17 protein-coding genes are annotated in these 19,981 nt (G+C 58.2%); 11 read left to right on the top strand and 6 right to left on the bottom strand.

Going from position 1 to position 19,981, the window contains the following annotated elements; all coding sequences use genetic code 11:
• Positions 1–44: 44 nt before the first annotated feature.
• From sdaA to pabB, 3 genes are all read right to left on the bottom strand, one after another.
• Positions 45–1,409 (bottom strand): L-serine ammonia-lyase, encoded by a 1,365-nt coding sequence (gene sdaA, locus CDA56_RS08935; RefSeq protein WP_102802995.1) that lies wholly within the window; start codon positions 1,407–1,409, stop codon positions 45–47.
• A gap of 162 nt (positions 1,410–1,571) precedes the next feature.
• On the bottom strand, positions 1,572–2,150 hold the full coding sequence (locus tag CDA56_RS08930) for a CoA pyrophosphatase (protein ID WP_004852034.1): 579 nt from the start codon (positions 2,148–2,150) through the stop codon (positions 1,572–1,574).
• A 3-nt stretch (positions 2,151–2,153) separates the two neighbouring features.
• Positions 2,154–3,509 (bottom strand): aminodeoxychorismate synthase component 1, encoded by a 1,356-nt coding sequence (gene pabB, locus CDA56_RS08925; protein ID WP_104011305.1) that lies wholly within the window; start codon positions 3,507–3,509, stop codon positions 2,154–2,156.
• A 90-nt stretch (positions 3,510–3,599) separates the two neighbouring features.
• Here pabB and CDA56_RS08920 point away from each other — a divergent pair, with 90 nt between their 5' ends.
• Entirely contained in the window at positions 3,600–3,779 is a 180-nt protein-coding gene (locus tag CDA56_RS08920; RefSeq protein ID WP_004103292.1) for a YoaH family protein, read from the top strand.
• A 14-nt stretch (positions 3,780–3,793) separates the two neighbouring features.
• Here CDA56_RS08920 and CDA56_RS08915 read toward each other — a convergent pair whose 3' ends face one another.
• Both CDA56_RS08915 and CDA56_RS08910 read right to left on the bottom strand, forming a co-directional pair.
• Positions 3,794–5,806 carry a heparinase II/III domain-containing protein gene (locus CDA56_RS08915; protein ID WP_103814069.1) on the bottom strand — a complete coding sequence of 671 codons (2,013 nt, stop codon included), beginning with the start codon at positions 5,804–5,806 and terminating at the stop codon, positions 3,794–3,796.
• Positions 5,806–7,044, bottom strand: coding sequence for an alginate lyase family protein (locus tag CDA56_RS08910; protein WP_025106145.1), 1,239 nt, complete (start codon positions 7,042–7,044; stop codon positions 5,806–5,808). Before CDA56_RS08910 ends, CDA56_RS08915 begins: the two co-directional genes overlap by 1 nt.
• A 525-nt stretch (positions 7,045–7,569) precedes the next feature.
• Here CDA56_RS08910 and CDA56_RS08905 point away from each other — a divergent pair.
• The 5 genes from CDA56_RS08905 to CDA56_RS08885 are packed head-to-tail and all read left to right on the top strand — an operon-like array spanning position 7,570 to position 12,913.
• Entirely contained in the window at positions 7,570–8,859 is a 1,290-nt protein-coding gene (locus tag CDA56_RS08905; RefSeq protein WP_103814071.1) for an ABC transporter substrate-binding protein, read from the top strand.
• 11 nt (positions 8,860–8,870) lie between these two features.
• Entirely contained in the window at positions 8,871–9,812 is a 942-nt protein-coding gene (locus tag CDA56_RS08900) for a carbohydrate ABC transporter permease (protein WP_025106147.1), read from the top strand.
• A gap of 9 nt (positions 9,813–9,821) precedes the next feature.
• Positions 9,822–10,661: a carbohydrate ABC transporter permease gene (locus CDA56_RS08895; RefSeq protein WP_009651976.1), complete on the top strand. Its 840-nt coding sequence runs from the start codon at positions 9,822–9,824 to the stop codon at positions 10,659–10,661.
• 10 nt (positions 10,662–10,671) lie between these two features.
• On the top strand, positions 10,672–11,766 hold the full coding sequence (locus CDA56_RS08890; protein ID WP_014229809.1) for an ABC transporter ATP-binding protein: 1,095 nt from the start codon (positions 10,672–10,674) through the stop codon (positions 11,764–11,766).
• 7 nt (positions 11,767–11,773) lie between these two features.
• Positions 11,774–12,913, top strand: coding sequence for an alginate lyase family protein (locus CDA56_RS08885; protein ID WP_014229808.1), 1,140 nt, complete (start codon positions 11,774–11,776; stop codon positions 12,911–12,913).
• A 170-nt stretch (positions 12,914–13,083) separates the two neighbouring features.
• Here CDA56_RS08885 and CDA56_RS08880 read toward each other — a convergent pair whose 3' ends face one another.
• A complete protein-coding gene (locus CDA56_RS08880) occupies positions 13,084–13,428 on the bottom strand; it encodes a RidA family protein (protein WP_004113724.1) in 345 nt (114 codons plus the stop codon).
• Between the two features lie 132 nt (positions 13,429–13,560).
• Here CDA56_RS08880 and yoaA point away from each other — a divergent pair, with 132 nt between their 5' ends.
• The 5 genes from yoaA (at position 13,561) to rnd (ending at position 19,953) form a co-directional block, all read left to right on the top strand.
• Positions 13,561–15,471, top strand: coding sequence for a DNA repair helicase YoaA (gene yoaA, locus CDA56_RS08875; protein WP_014229807.1), 1,911 nt, complete (start codon positions 13,561–13,563; stop codon positions 15,469–15,471).
• A gap of 67 nt (positions 15,472–15,538) precedes the next feature.
• Positions 15,539–16,234: a tRNA (adenosine(37)-N6)-threonylcarbamoyltransferase complex dimerization subunit type 1 TsaB gene (tsaB, locus tag CDA56_RS08870; protein ID WP_004852009.1), complete on the top strand. Its 696-nt coding sequence runs from the start codon at positions 15,539–15,541 to the stop codon at positions 16,232–16,234.
• 43 nt (positions 16,235–16,277) lie between these two features.
• Complete coding sequence (locus CDA56_RS08865) at positions 16,278–16,862, top strand: Slp family lipoprotein (protein ID WP_004852007.1); 585 nt, start codon at positions 16,278–16,280, stop codon at positions 16,860–16,862.
• 208 nt (positions 16,863–17,070) lie between these two features.
• The gene (gene fadD / locus CDA56_RS08860) at positions 17,071–18,756 is read left to right on the top strand and encodes a long-chain-fatty-acid--CoA ligase FadD (RefSeq protein WP_014229806.1); all 1,686 of its coding nucleotides are present in this window, start codon (positions 17,071–17,073) and stop codon (positions 18,754–18,756) included.
• 81 nt (positions 18,757–18,837) lie between these two features.
• The gene (gene rnd, locus CDA56_RS08855; protein ID WP_004852003.1) at positions 18,838–19,953 is read left to right on the top strand and encodes a ribonuclease D; all 1,116 of its coding nucleotides are present in this window, start codon (positions 18,838–18,840) and stop codon (positions 19,951–19,953) included.
• Positions 19,954–19,981 lie beyond the last annotated feature (28 nt).

Genomic DNA, 19,981 nt, shown 5'->3' with positions numbered 1-19,981 from the left:
GAAAAAGAAGAATGCGCCCGGGGGCGCATTCTGTAGGACACGGATTAGTCGCACTGAACTTTAATCGCCAGGCCGCCGCGCGACGTTTCCCGGTATTTGGCGTTCATGTCTTTACCGGTCTCGTACATGGTCTCAATGACTTTATCGAGCGAGACGCGCGGCTCGCTGGTGCGGCGCATGGCCATCCGGCTGGCGTTGATCGCTTTGACGGAGGCAATGGCGTTACGTTCGATGCACGGCACCTGTACCTGGCCGGCCACCGGGTCGCAGGTGAGGCCAAGATTGTGCTCCATGCCGATTTCCGCCGCCACGCAGACCTGCTCGGGGCTGGCGCCAAGGATTTCCGCCAGGCCCGCAGCAGCCATCGAGCAGGCCACGCCCACTTCGCCCTGACAGCCCACCTCCGCGCCGGAAATGGACGCGTTCATTTTATACAGCGTGCCGATAGCCCCTGACGCCAGGAAGTAACGAATATAGATATCCGGGCTGACGGACTCGATAAAGTGGTCGTAGTAAGCCAGCACCGCCGGCACGATGCCGCAGGCGCCGTTCGTCGGTGCCGTCACCACGCGTCCACCGGCGGCGTTTTCTTCGTTGACCGCCAGCGCGAACATGTTGACCCAGTCCACCACGTTCATCGGATCGTGGGAGAGCTTATCGCTGGCAACCAGCATCCGCCGCAGCGCCGAGGCGCGACGAGGCACGCGCAGCGGGCCGGGCAGAACGCCTTCGGTATTCATTCCGCGATCGATACAGGCGCGCATGGTCTGCCAGATATTGGCAAAATAGTCTTCAATCTCTTTTTTGCTGTGCAGCGCCAGCTCATTCTGCATCACCATGCCGGAGAGCGACATGCCGGTCTCTTTACAGTAGCCCAGCATTTCCTGAGCGGATTTAAACGGATAGGGTACGGCGAGTTCGCTGGCGCTCTCTTTGCCGAAATGCTCTTCATCGACGATAAAACCGCCGCCGATGGAGTAATAGGTTTTGCTGTAGATTTCTTTCTCGCCAGCCCAGGCATGAATGGTCATGCCGTTTTCATGCAGCGGCAGGTTGTCGCTGCGAAAACGCATGCCGTCATTCTGCGGGAAGTCGACCTCATGCTGCCCCTGGGCCAGCAGCAGGCGACCGCGCGTTTCAACGTCGCGGATAAATGCCGGTATCGCGTCAATATCGACCGTATCGGGCTGATTGCCCGCCAGTCCCATAATAATGGCGATATCCGTATGGTGGCCTTTGCCGGTTAATGACAGTGAGCCGTAGACGTCAACCGCCACTTGCGTCACTTCATTAAGCAATCCCTTTTCGACCAGGTCATCGACGAACTGTTTACCGGCCTTCATCGGCCCTACAGTATGGGAAGATGAGGGGCCGATCCCCACCTTGAACATGTCGAATATACTAATCACGCTAACACTCCTGACAGGGTTGTCGCGGGTGCGACAACGATGTAATCACTGCGCATAGTGTAAGAGGGAACCGGGTCATCAGCTTATCTATTCACATGAATTAAACTAATGGATAACCCCGGATTTACTAATGCTGAGAACGCCGTCTCAGTTTGAGTATAGCTAAGGACGGGCGCCTATCTGTAGCGCCAGCTCGCGAATAATGCCGGCGGTCATTCCCCAGACAAAATAATGCTGGTACCAGGAGAGCCAGACGCGATGCGAATTGCCGCGGCGATGGATATCCAGCGGATGGTAGCGCCCCAGGCGCAGCGCTTCGGCCAGCGGCATTTCGAAGACCGCGGCCACTTCATCCTGGCTGGCGTGATAGTGCAAATTGGGGGGGATAATCCCTACCACCGGAGTAACCTGAAAGCCGGTCACGCTATCGACCGGCGGCAGAACGCCAATCACCTCAACCGACTCCGGCGGGATCGCCACCTCTTCCTGCGCTTCACGCAGCGCGGCGGCGATTAGCGTTGCATCGCTGTTATCTACCGCGCCGCCGGGGAAGGCCACCTGACCCGCATGCTTGCGCATCAGCGGCGAACGCTGGGTCAGCAGCAGCCCCGGCTGCGGGCGACGAACTATCGGTACCAGCACCGCGGCCTGGCGCTGGTTGAGCGCGTGGCGCGTGGGCTGCGGACGCAGAAGCTGAAAACGCGAGAGGAAATCGTCAAGTTCGAGGGCGCTGTCCGCCATGTTCTAGCTCTCCAGTTGATGCAGGATACGATTAACTTTATCAAAAGTTTCCTGATATTCCGCTGCCTCTTCGCTATCGGCCACAATTCCGCCGCCGGCGGAGCAGTAGAGGTGTCCCTGCCAGGCCGTCAGCGTACGGATAGTGATACTGGTATCCATGTTGCCGCAGAAGCTGAGATAGCCGATGCTGCCGCACCACGCGTTGCGCCGCTGCGGTTCCAGTTCATCGATGATCTCCATCGCTCTGACCTTCGGCGCGCCAGTGATTGAGCCGCCGGGAAAGGCCGCGCGCAGCAGGTCGGCGGCGTGCAGATGAGCGGGCAGCCTGGCGGTGACGGTGCTCACCAGATGATGCACGGCGGGGAAGGGCTCCACCACAAACAGCTCAGGAACGCGAACGCTACCGGGTACCGCAACCCGGCCAATATCGTTACGCATTAAATCGACGATCATCAGATTTTCGGCGCGGTCTTTTGGCGAGTTCGCCAGCTTTTGCGCCTGCAGCGCGTCCTGCTCAGGGTCGGCCAGCCTGGGTAATGTCCCCTTGATGGGGCGGGTCTGAATTTCGCCTTGCCGGAGCTGAATAAAACGCTCGGGCGACAGGCTTAATACGGCCCCTTCATCCAGGCGAATAAAGGCGCTGAACGGCGCGCGATTGGCGCGGTTAAGCTGGCGAAAGGCCTGCCACTCATCCCCGCGATAGCTCGCCGTAAACCGCTGCGCCAGGTTGACCTGATAGCAGTCGCCGCTGTGCAGATAAGCCTGAATCTGGCGGAACTTCTCGCCATACTCCTCGCGGCTCATATTAGCGCGCCACGCTGAGGTCAGGGTAAAGGTTGCAGCGACAGGCGCTGTCTGTGCTTCCAGCCACGCCAGGCGCGCCTGCGGATCGTCATAGCTGAATAACGACACCTCCCGGCGCTGATGATCGACGATTAACGCCCAGTCATAAATACCTACCGCCATATCCGGCAGTTCGATATCCGCGTCGGCCCGCGCCGGCAGATGTTCAAAACGACGACCCAAATCGTAGCCGAACAGTCCCAGCGCGCCGCCGAGAAACGGCAGATGCGGATGAGGCTGCGGCTGCAGGTTACAGTGCGCCAGCTGCTGATGCACCAGCGTAAGCGGATCGGCGGCGGAGGTTGAGACGGTTTCCCCTTCGCGTAGGGTGGTTAGTTGACCGTGAGTCACCAGCGTGGCGCGCGGCTGGGCGACAATGATATCAAAACGGTTATGCGCATGTTCGGCAAAACCGGAATGCAGCAGCATCGCCCAGGGCTGCGAACTTAACGGGCTAAAATAGTATTCAGCGGCATCCGGACGCCAGGGCAGGGAAATCATTGCGGGGGACAACATCGTCTTCTTCAATCCTGATCGTTACCGTCCGCTGGTATACGCGCGGACGGCGTGAAATAATTACGCCCCACAATGTAGCAGGAGTCAGTCATGTTTGCAGGTTTACCTTCGCTGAGCCACGAGCAGCAGCAAAAAGCAGTGGAACGAATTCAGGAGCTGATGTCGCAGGGCATGAGCAGCGGCCAGGCGATTGCTTTAGTGGCGGATGAACTGCGCGCCTCGCATACCGGGGATCGGATTGTGGCGCGCTTTGAGGATGAAGACGAGTAAATCCCCCGTTGCGATCAGATGCCGCTTTCCGGGAGCGGAAGGATCGCATCAGGTCGTTTCCCGGGATCGTCGTACAGCGTTACGTGCGTGACGCGATCGCCGCGCCAGAAGGTAATGTGCGTACCGGCTGGCGTATGATGCACATTCACCTCCGTCAGCGGCGCGCGGTTAGCGAAATCCCACAGGCAGACGAAACGCGCCTGCGGCAGGTGATTGCGCATTACCAGATAGCTGAGATCGCGAATCGCCGGGTTATCGGGCGCCAGCCCTTGCCAGAGTTCACCATCGCCGGAAAGCCAGAGCGCAACGGTGTCTTTGTCGCGCGCAAAGTGGCGCGGCTGGCAGCCGTTCAGCGGGGTCATGGTGGCATTGGCCATGTGCCGCAGCGGTCCGCTGAGCGAAAAAGGCTGCGGCGTACCGCTCTGGTCCAGCGCCCGCGCCGCCAGGTGCAGGGTCCAGTCAAGCTGCTGGCGATGCGGATTTTCCACGGTAGAGAGATCGATCAGTACCTCTTCAAGCCACAGCAGGCGACGGCGAAAGCGCACGCCTCGCCAGGCCGCCGCGTCCCACTCGATGCGGCTATGGCTGTTGAGCTCCGGCGGCGGCTTCCCCCAGTCAACCTCGCTATCCAGCCACAGAGAGTCGCTACCCATATGCCAGCCTAGCACCTGCGGATTGGCCGGAGGCTGGTTGGTCTGATTGACCGAAAGCGTATTGTGGGTGGCGCTGTTTTTGTAATAGTCATAGTGCATTTTCGCACCGTAGCCGGTGGTGCCCATATCCGTGAGCAGCCAGCCGTCGCGATGCCAGAGCATCAGTCCCAGCCTGTCGTAATGGTCGTGCTCGCCGCCCCAGGGGCTGTGCTTAATCAGCAGCGCCTGCTGCGGTCGCCGCCATAACGTCAGGCCGGCGCCGGGCGCAAACAGCGACTGCTGCGGGATCAGCGGCAGGGGCGTTTCCGGCAGGGGGGGTTCGCGCCACAGTAAGGTTTCACGCTCGTCGGGCGTCGTTTCGGTAAACTGCAGCACCGCGGCGTACTGCGGGTCACGCCAGATAAACCAAGCGAACTCGTAAAGATCCCGATGGTTGAGCTTCTCCTGCCCGGCGAGGCAGTCATTAAGCCGCGGGAAGGTGCCGTCCGGCAGCAGCAGCGACAGCGGGAACGTCAGCATCGCCTGATACCACGGGCCGTCCAGCAGGCTCCAGCGGGTGCCGCGCGCCAGCTTCTCAAACGCCAGAAAGCCCTGCAGCGCGTAGTAGTGATAGTGAACGGAGCCTTCAAACCATAGCCCCTCCGCCAGCAGGCCATTTTCCAGCTGCCAGCGCAGGCCGTACGGCTGGTTCACGGCAAACTCCAGCAGCGTCTCATCTTCGAGGATGAAACCCAGTACGCCAAGCGCCGCGCTGATTTTAACCTCATGGTTATGGATCTGCGGACTACGATGGTCGCGCAAAAACGCTGCCGCGCAGCGCAGCAGGTTTTCACTGATGTGCCGCTGCTCGCCGGGCGCCAGGCTGTCGCGAATGAAGTCATAACCCAGCGCCATTTCCAGAATGCAGTTGGCTTCGCACAGCGTCTGGGCGTTCATCTTGCCCGGTCCGTTGTTGGGAATATCGCCGTGGATCTCATAGCCGGGATAGACATCCGCGTAGCCCATCAGCAGCGTGCGAACTTTATCGCGATACGCCGTTTCGCCTGTCAGCCGCCATAACAGGCCAAGCTGCTGACAGGCGCTGGCGTTACGGCCATTCATCTCGCGCCACCATGCGCCATCCCACGGTTCACCGCTAAATATTTCCCCATCGACCGGGCAGGCATGCTGGTGGGGCGTATCCGCCCGCCACGCCAGGCGCACGCCGTGGTGCGGACAAAAGTAGTAGAGATTCCAGCTGGCGATCCCTGACTGCGGAATGCGAACCGCTGCATCTAATACCGGCTGAGCATCCTTCACCAGCCGTTCAAGCAGTCCGCTATTCGCGGCTGCACGTCCGACAATGTCGGGCCAGAGCCCGGAGAATTGTTTCATTAGCGGTTATCCCTGACCTCTGACGATGCGGAAAGCGGGGCGATGAGCGTAGTGATATCGTCGGGGTATTTCGCCCGCAGCCACTGCGCTTTGTCACGGAACAGCGGATCTTCCGGCCAGGCGTGCGCGGCGGTGGCGATATTGCGCAGCGCTTTCTTGTCATCCATTTTATCCAGGTCCTTCCAGGGCCACGGCGTATCGCTGTTAATAAACCCGGCGATGTACTGATAGCCTTTGCGCAGGCTATGGTCGTCGAGGGTGAAGTTCCAGATATCGACGCCCGCCTTCTCGCCGAGCCTTCCCAGGCGGTTGTAGGCTTCAAGGTTAAAATTGCTGTAGTGCCACGGGCGCGTGCGCTCCAGTTCGGCCATCTGGCGGCCTTCAATATCAAATTGTCCCGCAATACGCCGCAGCTGGGTGATGTACAGGCGCTTTTTCGCCTCGTCGATTTTCCCGCTGAACAGGGCGAAGGCGGCGGCCTGCATATCGAAATAGCTGCCGTGATTGTTATGCCAGTTCTCTTCTTCAAAGCCGTTCTGGCTGGTGGTCATCCAGTGATAATAGTCACCAAACCACTGCTTCAATGCGCTAACGTCGTTTTCGCTCAGCGCATCGGAGGATTGCAGCAGGGCGATGGCGTCAACGACGTCAACCAGCGCGCGGCTATCAATAATGCCGATACCGCGTCCGGTATTGATGCCGGGAATGGCCTGGGCATGCTGCAGGTTGGGGGTCATGCGCGTTTTGGGATCGAGGAACCAGGTCTTTAACTGCGCCGCCGCCTTTTGCGCGTAGCGATCGTCGTGAGAGAAGTACCACGCCAGCGCCAGCGTTGACACGTCGTTACTCATCTTCACCAGCCGGTTCTTATCGGTGGCGTCGCTATTGGCGTCAGGGTTGGTTTGCCCATCTTTGCGAATATAAGGAAGCCCGTCTTTGGTATCGGGATTCGGCCACCAGTAAGGCGGAAAGCTGTAGTAGTCGTGCTTATTGCCGCTGGCGGCGACCAGCGTTTTATCCATCACCGAGAACAGCGGATGATTGAGCGCCAGATCGGCTTTTTTTAGCAGCGCCGCTTGCGCCTGAACAAATAGCGGATCTTTCGCGGCGATCTGCTGCCGGCTAAAGGCTAAATCCTTTCCGTCTAGCGTGTACGGCTCGGCGGCATACGAGGCGGCGCTCAGGCCGGAACAAAACAGCGCAATGCCTAACAAACCTCGGCGAGGTATTGAGTTCATCGTGATAACCCTTCTGCAAATATGAGAAAAGATAACAACAGAATTATACCTGACGCGTATTTAAAGAACGCGTGAAACAGGCGGTGTAATTAAAAACAATATATTTAAATATTCGATGGCGAGCAGTGTAAAAGACAAAGTGATTTTTTTTGTGATGTCCTTCAAGTTTAACGTTTTGGATAAATAATGACGCTTTTAATGCAGTGTACATCACGTTTTTTGCCGTTTTTCTCTATTTTTTGAATCTTTTAACAAAATCAGTAAAATTATAATCAATTGATTTATATGATTATTTATTTTTTGTCACTTTTTTTGTCACTTCTCTGTGTGATCTGTCTCAATTTTCTTGTTTTTGAAACGCAATTTCTTTTTTATACGGTTGTATTGGGAAATACATTTCTATCTAATGAATGGAAATAATTCTTGCGCCAGCTGTATTAACGCCTGAGCGATATTCAAATTCTTTTACGTGTATTAATTGAGAATTTAATTACCTTTGTGCCCTACAATAAAGGATATGCCATCATGTCTGCCTGTAAATTACGTTCACTGTTACTTCTCACCGCACTCGGGCTCGGCGTTAGTCAAAGTTACGCCGCCACCACTCTCAACGTCTGGATCCGCGCCAGCAATGACTCGAAGAATATCTACAAACAGGAGGCGGAAAAATTTGAAGAAAAAACCGGTATCAAAATCGCGTATTTCAACGCCACCACCGACTTTGAACAGCGGCTGGCGCGCGCCACGGCGGGCAACGCCTTACCCGATTTGATTTTTAACGATGCGGCGTCGCTGGGGCAGTTCATCCAGCTGGGTATTGCCGAAGAAATTGACCCGCAGGCGATCGCGGGCGGCGACCAGCTATTCCAGACGGCTTGGAAGAGTACCCGCTATATCGACGGTAAGTATTACGGCGTGCCGACCTCGGCGCAAACTTTCGCGCTCTTCTTGCGTAAAGACTGGCGTGAAAAACTGGGGCTGCCGCAGCCTAAGAACTGGGATGATATCCAGACGCTGGCGAAAGCCTTCACCACTCAGGATCCCGATGGTAACGGCAAAAATGATACCTACGGCTTTATCGTTCCCGCTTCCACGACGCGCGGCTACGCCAGCTGGTTTATGAGCAGCTTTATCTGGCAGGCGGGTGGTGATTTCGTTAAAGAAGAGAGCGGAAAATTCAGCGCTTCGCTCAATACGCCGGAAGTGGCTCAGGCGATGACCTTTATGCGCACCATGATGTGCGACAAAGTCACCCAGCCGGGCGCGATTAACGCCACCACCGCCGACGTTATTCCCTCCTTCCGCTCCGGGCAAAGCGGCATGTTCTTTAGCGGGCCGTACCATATCGCGCTGTTCGATAAAGACCCCGGTAAAGACAACTTCGAAGTGATCCCGGTGGCGGGGCCGAAAGGCGAAGCCACCCTCGCCGAGGGCACCACGGTCTTTATGATGAAGAGCAGCATACAGAAAGAGGCGGCGCGAAAATTTATCGAATTTATGATCTCTGCGGAAGGCCAGGAGATCGGCATGGGTAAAGGCAGCCAGCATATTCCGGTAGTGCGTCTGCCGGTGAATAAGAACGTCGACGTCAAAGCCGTGTATCAGGACGCGCGCTGGGAAACTTTCGCCAGACTTTACAACGAACAGGGACGCTACGTGCCGCAAATCCCCAACTGGACGCCGGTGCGCCAGGTGGTTGCCGACGGTTTTAACCGGATTTTTGCCGACTGCGGCAGCGATATTCCCGGCGAGCTGAAGACGCTCGACGGCAAGGTGAACGCTGAGCTGAAAAAACAAAATGTGCTGGCTAACTGAGGACATAGGTTATGACGCTGCATGAGACGAAGTCCTCGCCGATAAAGCAGGCCGCTTCGCCTGACTCGACCGGATGGCTGAGCGCAAAGCGTAAGCGGGCGCTGATCCCGTGGCTGTTTTTAGCGCCTGCGCTGATTATTTTTAGCTGGTTTAAGTTTATCCCGATGATTCAGGGTCTGGTGATGAGCTTTTACAAGGTTAACTTTAATCAGCCCAACGAGTGGGTGGGGCTCGATAACTTCACCCGCGCTTTTGCCGACGCAGAGCTGCACGCGGCGGTGGTGAATACCCTGCTTTACGTGGTGGTAACGATGTTCGCCGCGGCTATCCTGGCGTTTTTCCTCGCCATGCTGCTGGAAGGCCCGGCGCGCCATCTGCGCTTTATTCGAACCGCCATCTTTTTACCGGCGGTTACCAGCGCGGCGATCGTCGCCGAAATGTGGCGCATTTTGTTTAACCCGACGCCCAACGGCGTGGTTAACCACATCCTCAGCTGGTTTGGCGTCGCCGACCAGGGCTTTCTTGCCAGCTCCGATCAGGCGCTGGGCGTCATCATGCTGCTGCATATCTGGAAAGCGGTGCCCTACAACATGGTGATCTTTATTGCCGGCCTGGCGGGAATCAGCCGCGATTTATACGATGCGGCGAACGTCGACGGCGCCAGCTGGTGGAACCGCCTGCGCTACGTCACGCTGCCCGGCATGATCCCGGCGCTCTCGGTGGTACTGATGCTCTCCTTCATTCGCGGTTTCCGCGTGTTTGCCGAGGTGTACGCCACCACCGGCGGGGGACCTTCTAACGCCACGGAAATGGTCATGACCCACATCTACAAGCTGGGCTTTGAGCAGTTTGACTATGGCTACGCTTCGGCGGTGTCGTTCCTGCTGTTCACCTTCACGGTTATCTTAACCCTCTGTCATCTGACGCTGAAAAAACGTATCGCCCGTTACTAAGGAGCCGCGATGTTAAGCAAACGTTGGGATACAGCAGGGCGCTGGTGCATCTACGCGCTGCTGCTGATTGTCTTTGTCGGGCCGTTCTGGGGCATCGTCGCCACGGCATTCAGCGGCGCGCCGGTGAAGCCGGGCGAGCTGCTGGCCTGGCCGCATCAGTTCTCGTTGGAAAACTTCATCTTCGCGTGGATGGATATCGGCGTCTGGCAGTATCTGCTGAACTCCATTCTGGTGGTGTTCTTCGGCACCGTTCTGCAGGTGTCGGTCAGCGCGCTGGCGGCGTACGCCCTGGCGCGGAAGAAGTTTCGCGGCGTAGCGCTGGTGAGCCTGGTGATTTTGTCCACCATGATGCTGCCGGAAGAGGTCATCGCCATTCCGCTGTACATGATTATCAACTGGCGGCTGCCGCTGATCGACGCCTCGCTCTACAACAGCTATCTCGGAATGATTTTACCGGTCGTCGGCTGGGCGTTCTCCATCTTTGTCCTGACCGAATTTATGTCAGCGATACCGAAAGAGCTGGAGGAGGCTGCGCGGATTGACGGCGCGAATGAATGGCAGATTTTCTTCCACGTCATTCTGCCGCTGGTAAAACCGGCGCTCGGCACGGTGGTGACCTTTGGCTTTATTATGATTTGGGATCAGTACCTGCTGCCGCTGATTGTGGTCAACCAGGACAGCCTGAATACCATTCCGGTGATCCTCGGCACGCTGCGTACCGATGAGAGCATCACGCCGAACATTTTTATCGCCATTACGCTGCTGGCGATGCTGCCCAGCATCATCGTCTATCTGGGTCTGCAAAAACATTTCAATCGCGGGATTATGTCCGGCGCGGTCAAAGGATAAGGGGTTAACGATGGGATCGGTTGTATTAAATAGCGTGCGCAAATCATACGGGGATGCCCACGTCATTAAAGATGTGTCGCTGACGATTCCGGACGGCGAGTTCTGCGTCCTCGTTGGCCCCAGCGGCTGCGGCAAATCCACGCTGCTGCGCATGATTGCCGGGCTGGAGGAGATCTCCGGCGGCGAAGTACATATCAACGAGCGTAACGTCACCGAGGTGGAGCCGAAGCTGCGCGACATTGCGATGGTGTTCCAGAGCTATGCGCTCTACCCGCAGATGACGGTGCGTGAAAATATGGGCTTTGCCCTGAAGATGGCTAAGCTGCCGAAAGCGGAAATCAGCCAGAAGGTGAATGAAGCGGCGGCGCTACTCGGGCTGGAGCCGCTGCTGGAGCGCCTGCCCAAAGATCTCTCCGGCGGCCAGCGCCAGCGCGTGGCGATGGGGCGGGCGATCGTGCGTAAGCCGCAGGTGTTCTTGTTCGATGAACCGCTCTCCAACCTCGACGCCAAGCTGCGAACCCAGGTACGCGGTGAGATCCGCGAACTGCATCGTCGGCTGAAAACCACCTCGGTGTACGTCACCCACGATCAGATTGAAGCCATGACCATGGGGCAGATGATTGTGGTGCTGCGCGACGGGCGAATAGAGCAGGCGGGGACCCCGCTGGAACTGTACGACCGGCCGGCGAATCTGTTTGTCGCCGGGTTTATCGGCTCGCCGGAGATTAACCAGCTGCCGGGCGTCGTGGTCTTGAACGGTAGCGCCACCAGCCTGCGTCTGAAAGATGGCTCCCTGCTGGCTTTGCCCGCCGGTTTACGGGTCACCGACGGCCAGCAGGTGGTGTACGCCATTCGCCCCGAACAGGTCAACGTGGTTCATGAAGCGCGGGACGATGCGCTGGCGGCGAAGGTGACGGCGGTGGAGAACACCGGCTCGGATATGCAGCTCTTCTGCGATACCGGCGGCGGGGCGTTTACATCGGTGTTCAAACAGCGTCTGGCCGTAAAAGAGGGCGATAAGATCTGGCTGCAGCCGAAGCTCGCCGGCGTGCACCTGTTCGATGCGCAAAGCGGCCAGCGCATAGCCTGCCGGGAGGGAAATTAAGGTGGCGATGAAGCTGTACACCCTTGACGAAACCTGCCTGGAAAACGCCCGGGCGGGCCTGAAGCAGCCCTTCTCGCCGCTGCAGCTGGCGCTAAGCAAGCTGGTATCGGAGGCGGATATCCTGCGTCGGGAAGCGCCGGAAAGCGTGGTACATAAAAAGCTGCGCCCGGCGAGCGGCGACGCGCACGATTACTACAGCCTGGGGACCTACTGGTGGCCAAACCCGCGGCGGCCCAACGGGCTGCCCTATATTCGCCGCGACGGGCATATTAATCCGCAGTGTGAGAACAACGACACGGATACCTCGCGCATTATCCGCATGTGCGAACGGTGCCTGACCCTCGGGCTGGCGTGGTACTTCACCGGTCAGCGCCAGTACGCGCAGGCGGCGGCTGCGCAGATCCGCTGCTGGTTCCTTGATGCGGAAACGCGGATGAACCCGCATCTGAACTATGGCCAGGCGATCCCGGGGATTGTTTCCGGTCGCGGTACCGGGCTTATCGATACCCGCTTAATGTGGATGGTGGTGGACACCATCGGTTTGATTAACGCGGCGAGCGTGCTTGATACCGACGATATCATCGGCCTGCACCAGTGGTTCCGCGACTTTAACCACTGGATGTACTACAGCGACATCGGCCACTCTGAGTACGTCTGGCACAACAACCACGGCACCTGGTACGACGCTCAGCGGACGGTTAACGCGCTATTTTATGGCGATAAAGGGCTGGCGGCGCGGATCATCGAGCAGGGGATCACCCAGCGGATGGCGGCGCAGATTGACCAGGACGGCAGGCAGACGATGGAGCTGGAACGTACCATTCCGTTCCACTACTCGCTGTTTAATCTGGAGGCGCATCTGCTGCTCAACCGCTACGCCGAACACGTTGAGTTCGATCGCTGGAACGCCATCCGCGATGGGCGAGGCGTGAAGCAGGGGATTGATTACCTGGTGCCGTTTATCCGGGAACCGGATCTCTGGCCCTACAGCGACCTGCAGGGAATCGTGTGGGATAGCGCGCTGCGCGTGCTGCTGCAGTCAGTGCGGGGCTATGCAAAACAATCTGCCAGCTATCGTGAAGCGCTGAAATGTGTGCCGCAGGAGACTCTGCAGTTGAAGGAACAGCTGATGTGGTGTCCGGGCTGATAGAACAATGCTTCTTGCCTCGCGACGGCGCTGTGCCCGATCGGCCTGGCTGCTATGTAGCCCGGATAAGGCGTTTACGCCGCTATCCGGGGAATGCGCCGGATAACGGCTTTGGCGCGGCTTCTTCCCGGGCGGCGCTACGCTTGCCTGGGCTACGGGGCCACGCTGTCTTACACGGCGGCGATGATTTTAATCTCGACTTTGTACTTCGGATTCATCAGCTTCGCCTGCACCGTACAGCGCACCGGGGCATGACCGGCGACGACCCACGCATCCCAGGCCTGGTTCATCGCCGCAAAGTCTGCGCCGTCGGCAAGAAAAATCGTCGCATCAAGAATACGCGACTTGCTGCTGCCCTGTTTCTCCAGCACGGCGTCAATCTGCGCCAGGGTATCGGCGGTTTGCGCGCAGGCATCGGCGTCAAGGTTGGACGGCACGCCGGTGTAGTACAGCGTCTGGTTGTGAATCACCACATCAGACCAGCGGGCTTCGGCATCAATACGCGTAATGGTCATGTTTATTTCCTCTTTGTTCCGGTTCATTAAGCTGCGGCAAGACTGCCATAATGTTTCACCTGCGTCACTACCCGCACTGGCGAAAACGACTCCACCCTGACATAATCACTGTCCAAATAACCAGGGGGTAATGTGATCGACGATTTTGCAGCAGACGGCCAGCTGGCCAGCGCGATTGCGGGATTTAAACCACGCGAGCCGCAGCGTCAGATGGCTTTCGCCGTCGCCAGCGCGATTGAAGAAACCCGTCCGCTGGTGGTTGAGGCGGGGACCGGGACCGGGAAAACCTACGCCTACCTGGCGCCTGCGCTCCGCGCCAATAAGAAAGTCATTATCTCCACCGGCTCGAAAGCGCTACAGGATCAGCTCTACAGTCGGGATTTACCCACTGTCGCCAAAGCGCTGAAATACACCGGTAAGCTGGCCCTGCTGAAAGGGCGTTCGAACTACCTGTGCCTTGAGCGGCTGGAACAGCAGGCGCTCGCCGGCGGCGACCTGCCGGTGCAAACCCTCAGCGATGTCATTCTGCTGCGTTCGTGGTCTAACCAGACCGTTGATGGCGATATCAGCACCTGCGTTAGCGTGGCCGAAGATTCCCAGGCCTGGCCGCTGGTCACCAGTACCAACGATAACTGCCTCGGCAGCGACTGCCCGTTATATAAAGACTGTTTTGTGGTGAAGGCGCGGAAAAAGGCGATGGATGCTGACGTGGTCGTCGTCAACCACCATCTGTTCCTCGCCGATATGGTGGTCAAAGAGAGCGGATTTGCTGAGCTGATTCCCGAAGCGGAAGTGATGATCTTCGACGAAGCGCATCAGCTACCGGACATCGCCAGCCAGTACTTCGGCCAGTCGCTCTCCAGCCGCCAGCTGCTGGACCTGGCGAAAGATATCACCATTGCTTATCGCACCGAACTCAAAGACACCCAGCAGCTGCAGAAATGCGCCGACCGCCTGGCCCAGAGCGCGCAGGATTTTCGCCTGCAGCTGGGGGAACCCGGCTATCGCGGCAACCTGCGCGAGCTGCTGGCGGATAACAACATTCAGCGCGCGCTGCTGCTGCTTGATGATGCGCTCGAACTCTGTTACGACGTGGCAAAGCTGTCGCTGGGCCGCTCGGCGCTGCTCGACGCCGCCTTTGAGCGGGCCACCGTCTACCGCGGCCGCCTGAAGCGGCTTAAAGAGACCAACCAGCCCGGCTTTAGCTACTGGTATGAGTGCACTTCGCGTAATTTTACTCTGGCGCTGACTCCGCTGACGGTGGCGGATAAGTTTAAAGAGGTGATGGCGCAAAAATCGGGGAGCTGGATTTTTACCTCGGCGACGCTCTCGGTCAATGACGATTTGCACCACTTTACCGATCGCCTGGGGATTGGCGAAGCGCAAACCTTGCTGCTGCCCAGCCCCTTTGATTATGCCCATCAGGCGCTGCTGTGCGTACCGCGCAATTTACCTTTGCCGAACCAGCCCGGCGCGGCGCGCCATCTGGCGGCGATGCTCAAACCGCTGATTGAGGCCAACGACGGGCGCTGCTTTATGCTCTGCACCTCGCACGCCATGATGCGCGATCTGGCGGAACAGTTCCGCGCCACCATGACGCTGCCGGTGCTCCTGCAGGGAGAAACCAGCAAAGGTCAGCTTTTGCAGCAGTTCGTCAGCGCCGGAAATGCGCTGCTGGTGGCGACCAGCAGCTTCTGGGAAGGGGTGGACGTGCGCGGCGATGCGCTTTCGCTGGTGATTATCGACAAACTGCCGTTCACCTCGCCGGACGATCCGCTACTCAAAGCGCGGATGGAAGATTGTCGCCTGCGCGGCGGCGATCCTTTTGACGAGGTCCAGCTACCGGACGCGGTGATTACCCTTAAACAGGGCGTGGGGCGCCTGATTCGCGACATCGACGATCGCGGGGTACTGGTTATCTGCGACAACCGTCTGGTGATGCGTCCCTACGGCGCGGTCTTCCTCGCGAGCCTTCCGCCTGCGCCGCGCACGCGCGATATCCGCCGGGCGGTGCGTTTTCTTGCGGTGCCGCCGGCGAGGTAATCCGGCGCAAAATGTGGTAAGCTGCGCGCCATTTTGTCAATCTGCTAGAGCGAGAGCGCGACAACCCATGCGAATTTTAGCTATCGATACCGCCACGGAGGCCTGCTCCGCGGCGCTGTGGAATGATGGCACCCTCAGTGCTCATTTTGAAATCTGCCCCCGTGAACATACCCAACGTATCCTGCCCCTGGTGCAGGATGTCCTCAATGAAAGCGGAACGCTATTGACCGAGCTTGATGCGCTGGCCTTTGGCCGCGGGCCGGGGAGCTTCACCGGCGTGCGTATCGGCATCGGTATCGCGCAGGGGCTGGCGCTGGGGGCCGGGCTGCCGATGATCGGCGTATCTACGCTGGCGACCATGGCGCAGGGCGCGTGGCGGAAAAACGGCGCCACCCGCGTGCTGGCGGCCATCGACGCCAGGATGGGCGAAGTCTACTGGGCGGAATATCAGCGCGATGAACAGGGCGTCTGGCACGGCGAAGAGAGCGAGGCGGTGCTGAAGCCGGAAGCGGTTCGCGAGCGGCTTCAGCGGCTGGAAGGCGAGTGGGCCACCGTGGGCACCGGCTGGCAGGCGTGGCCGGATATGGCTCGCGACTGCGGTTTAACGCTCGTCGATGGCGACATTCAGCTGCCTGAAGCGCAGGATATGCTGCCGCTGGCCTGCCACCTGTTTACGGCGGGAAAAACCGTGGCCGTCGAACACGCTGAGCCAGTTTATTTACGTAATGAAGTGGCGTGGAAGAAACTTCCTGGCCGCGAGTGAATCTCAGTAACTATATGTCTGAGAAGAAGGAAGGAGTCGCGTCATGGCGGGTCAAAAAAGGGTAGTGCGTTGGTTAGTCGCGGCAGCAGTCGTTGCTGCGCTGAGCGGGTGCGCTTCGGTGCCGGATGCCATTAAGGGCACCACCCCGACGCCGCAGCAGGATTTAGTCCGCGTGATGAACGCGCCGCAGCTGTATGTCGGCCAGGAAGCGCGTTTTGGCGGTAAGGTCGTCAGCGTGCAGAATCAGCAGGGTAAAACTCGCCTGGAAATTGCCACCGTTCAGCTTGACGACGCCGCGCGTCCGGAGCTGGGCGAAGCGTCGCGCGGGCGTATTTTTGCCGACGTGAACGGCTTTATCGACCCGGTGGATTTTCGCGGACAGCTGGTTACCGTGGTTGGCCCGATCGTCGGCGTCGTCGACGGTAAAGTGGGCAATACGCCGTATAAATTCATGCTGATGAACGCCACTGGCTACAAACGCTGGAACGTAGTCCAGCAGGTGGTCATGCCGCCGCAGCCGATGATGGACCCGTGGATGTTCGGCCCGCGTCCGTGGGGCTATGGGTACGGCGGCTGGGGCTGGTATAACCCCGGTCCTGCCGAAGTCAGAAACGTTGTAACCGAATGATTTTGTAGTCTTTGTAAGCAAAAAGAAACAGCGGCTGGTCCGCTGTTTCTTCGTTTTCAGTCAAATAAGAAAAATAAATAGTGACGCGCTTCGCAACCTGTACAACGGCTAATTAATAAACTGGTACGCTGAGTTAATATAATGTTAACAAAATGTTTGTTGATCAGGGGCTGTGATGACGACGAATAACTATTTCAGAGGTGATGCAGTGAAAAAGGTTTGGCTAAACCGTTATCCCGCGGACGTTCCTGCGGAGATAAACCCTGACCGCTATCAATCCCTGGTTGAACTGTTTGAACACGCCGTCCGCCGCTATGCCGATCAGCCGGCCTTTATCAATATGGGCGAGGTGATGACCTACCGTAAGCTGGAGGAGCGCAGTCGGGCGTTCGCCGCTTATCTACAGGAAGGGTTAGGACTGCAAAAAGGCGACCGCGTCGCCCTGATGATGCCTAACCTGCTGCAGTATCCGGTGGCGCTGTTTGGTATTCTGCGCGCCGGCATGATCGTGGTGAACGTTAATCCGCTCTACACCCCGCGCGAACTGGAGCACCAGCTCAACGACAGCGGCGCCGCCGCCATTGTGATCGTTTCCAACTTCGCGCATACCCTGGAAAAGGTGGTTGATAAAACCCAGGTCAAGCACGTGATCTTAACCCGCATGGGCGATCAGCTTTCCACGGCGAAAGGGACGCTGGTTAACTTTGTGGTGAAGTACATCAAACGGCTGGTGCCAAAATATCATCTGCCGGACGCCATCTCGTTTCGCAGCGCGCTGCAGCACGGCTACCGTATGCAGTACATTAAGCCGGAAATCGTCTCCCAGGATCTCGCTTTTCTCCAGTACACCGGCGGGACCACCGGCGTGGCGAAGGGGGCGATGCTGACCCATCGTAATATGCTGGCGAACCTTGAGCAGGTCAACGGCACCTACGGGCCGCTGCTGCACCGCGGTAAAGAGCTGGTTGTTACCGCGCTACCGCTGTACCACATTTTTGCCCTGACCATGAACTGTCTGCTGTTTATAGAGCTGGGCGGGCAGAACCTGCTGATCACCAATCCGCGCGATATTCCAGGCCTGGTCAAAGAGCTGGCGAAATATCCCTTCACCGCGATGACCGGGGTCAACACCCTGTTTAACGCGCTGCTCAATAACAAAGAGTTTCAGCAGCTCGATTTCTCTTCACTGCATCTCTCCGCCGGCGGCGGAATGCCGGTACAGCAGGTGGTGGCGGAGCGCTGGGTTAAGCTGACCGGGCAGTATCTGCTGGAAGGCTATGGCCTGACGGAGTGCGCGCCGCTGGTGAGCGTCAATCCGCACGATATTGACTATCACAGCGGCAGTATCGGCCTGCCGGTGCCCTCCACCGAAGCGAAGCTGGTGGATGATGACGATAATGAAGTCGCGCCGGGAGAACCGGGGGAGCTGTGCGTGAAAGGGCCGCAGGTGATGCTGGGCTACTGGCAGCGTCCGGACGCGACCGCTGAAATTATCAAGGACGGCTGGCTGCATACCGGCGATATCGCGGTGATGGATGAAGAGGGCTTCCTGCGTATCGTCGATCGCAAAAAAGATATGATTCTTGTCTCGGGCTTCAACGTCTATCCGAATGAAATCGAAGATGTGGTGATGCAGCACGCCGGGGTTCAGGAAGTGGCCGCGGTCGGCGTGCCGTCCGGCAGCAGCGGTGAAGCGGTGAAGATTTTCGTGGTCAAGAAAGATCCGGCGCTGACGGAAGAGATGCTGATCGCTTTCTGCCGTCGCCAGCTAACCGGCTACAAGGTGCCGAAGCTGGTGGAGTTTCGTGATGAGCTGCCGAAATCCAACGTCGGGAAAATTTTACGTCGAGAACTGCGTGACGAAGCCCGTGCTAAAGTAGACAATAAAGCCTGAGCTAAGAGTGAATCGCCAGACGCCGGCTAAGCCGGCGTTTTTTATGGGCGCAAGTTAAGAGAGTATGATTTGAACTATCAGATGATCACCACCAACGATGGCCTTCGCGCCGTCTGCGACGCGGCAAGCGCGGTTTCCGCCATCGCGCTGGATACGGAATTTGTCCGTACTCGTACCTACTACCCGCAGCTCGGTCTGCTCCAGCTGTTCGACGGCAGCCAGGTTTCGCTGATTGACCCGCTGGTCATCACCGACTGGGAACCGATGCGTGAACTGCTGCTGAATAAAGATGTGACCAAATTTCTGCACGCCGGCAGTGAAGATCTGGAAGTATTCCTCAATGCTTTTCATTTGATGCCGCAGCCGCTGATCGACACGCAAATTCTCGCCGCTTTTTGCGGTCGCCCGATGTCGTGGGGCTTTGCGTCGATGGTGGAAGAGTTTACCGGCGTGGCGCTGGACAAGAGCGAGTCCCGCACCGACTGGCTGGCGCGCCCGCTGACCGAACGCCAGTGCATTTATGCTGCCGCCGACGTCTGGTACCTGCTGCCGATTGCCGGAAAGCTGATGGCTGAAACCGACAGCGCAGGCTGGCTCTCCGCCGCCCTGGATGAATGTCAGCTGATGCAGCAGCGGCGTCAGGAGATTCAGGATCCCGCCGAGGCGTGGCGCGATATCGGTAATGCCTGGCAGCTGCGTACTCGTCAGCTGGGCTGCCTGCAGCTGCTGGCGGAGTGGCGTCTGCGCAAAGCGCGTGAGCGCGATCTGGCCGTCAACTTTGTGATCCGGGAAGAGCATTTGTGGAACGTGGCGCGCTATATGCCCACCAGCCTCGGGGAGCTTGACAGCCTCGGACTCTCGGGCAGCGAAATTCGTTTCCACGGCAAGACGCTGATCGGCCTCGTCGAGAAAGCGCAGGCGCTGCCGGAAGAGGCGCTGCCAGAGCCGCTGCAGAACCTGATCGACATGCCGGGCTATCGCAAGCTGTTTAAGGATATCAAAGCGCTTGTGCAGACCGTGAGCGCCGAGAAGGGCGTCAGCGCGGAGCTGCTGGCCTCAAGAAGACAGATTAACCAGCTGCTGAACTGGCACTGGGGGCTTAAAAACGGCAACGGGCAGCCTGAACTGGTTTCCGGCTGGCGCGGAGAATTGATGGCCGATCGCCTGAATGCGCTATTGAGCGACTACCCGCGCTAGCGCCGAACGGCATAGTGAAAAACCGGCT

It is taken from the genome of Klebsiella michiganensis (genome assembly GCF_002925905.1).
GTDB lineage: Bacteria > Pseudomonadota > Gammaproteobacteria > Enterobacterales > Enterobacteriaceae > Klebsiella > Klebsiella michiganensis.
The sequence above is the reverse complement of the archived record's forward strand: the minus strand, read 5'-3'. Positions and strand labels throughout refer to the sequence as shown.

Bases quoted from the DNA above. Each gene is read 5' to 3' on its own strand.
- CDA56_RS08930 (WP_004852034.1), bottom strand. From the start codon at position 2,150: ATGGCGGACAGCGCCCTCGAACTTGACGATTTCCTCTCGCGTTTTCAG.
- pabB (WP_104011305.1), bottom strand. From the start codon at position 3,509: ATGTTGTCCCCCGCAATGATTTCCCTGCCCTGGCGTCCGGATGCCGCT.
- CDA56_RS08920 (WP_004103292.1), top strand. From the start codon at position 3,600: ATGTTTGCAGGTTTACCTTCGCTGAGCCACGAGCAGCAGCAAAAAGCA.
- CDA56_RS08915 (WP_103814069.1), bottom strand. From the start codon at position 5,806: ATGAAACAATTCTCCGGGCTCTGGCCCGACATTGTCGGACGTGCAGCC.
- CDA56_RS08910 (WP_025106145.1), bottom strand. From the start codon at position 7,044: ATGAACTCAATACCTCGCCGAGGTTTGTTAGGCATTGCGCTGTTTTGT.
- CDA56_RS08905 (WP_103814071.1), top strand. From the start codon at position 7,570: ATGTCTGCCTGTAAATTACGTTCACTGTTACTTCTCACCGCACTCGGG.
- CDA56_RS08900 (WP_025106147.1), top strand. From the start codon at position 8,871: ATGACGCTGCATGAGACGAAGTCCTCGCCGATAAAGCAGGCCGCTTCG.
- CDA56_RS08895 (WP_009651976.1), top strand. From the start codon at position 9,822: ATGTTAAGCAAACGTTGGGATACAGCAGGGCGCTGGTGCATCTACGCG.
- CDA56_RS08890 (WP_014229809.1), top strand. From the start codon at position 10,672: ATGGGATCGGTTGTATTAAATAGCGTGCGCAAATCATACGGGGATGCC.
- CDA56_RS08885 (WP_014229808.1), top strand. From the start codon at position 11,774: ATGAAGCTGTACACCCTTGACGAAACCTGCCTGGAAAACGCCCGGGCG.
- CDA56_RS08880 (WP_004113724.1), bottom strand. From the start codon at position 13,428: ATGACCATTACGCGTATTGATGCCGAAGCCCGCTGGTCTGATGTGGTG.
- tsaB (WP_004852009.1), top strand. From the start codon at position 15,539: ATGCGAATTTTAGCTATCGATACCGCCACGGAGGCCTGCTCCGCGGCG.
- CDA56_RS08865 (WP_004852007.1), top strand. From the start codon at position 16,278: ATGGCGGGTCAAAAAAGGGTAGTGCGTTGGTTAGTCGCGGCAGCAGTC.
- rnd (WP_004852003.1), top strand. From the start codon at position 18,838: ATGATCACCACCAACGATGGCCTTCGCGCCGTCTGCGACGCGGCAAGC.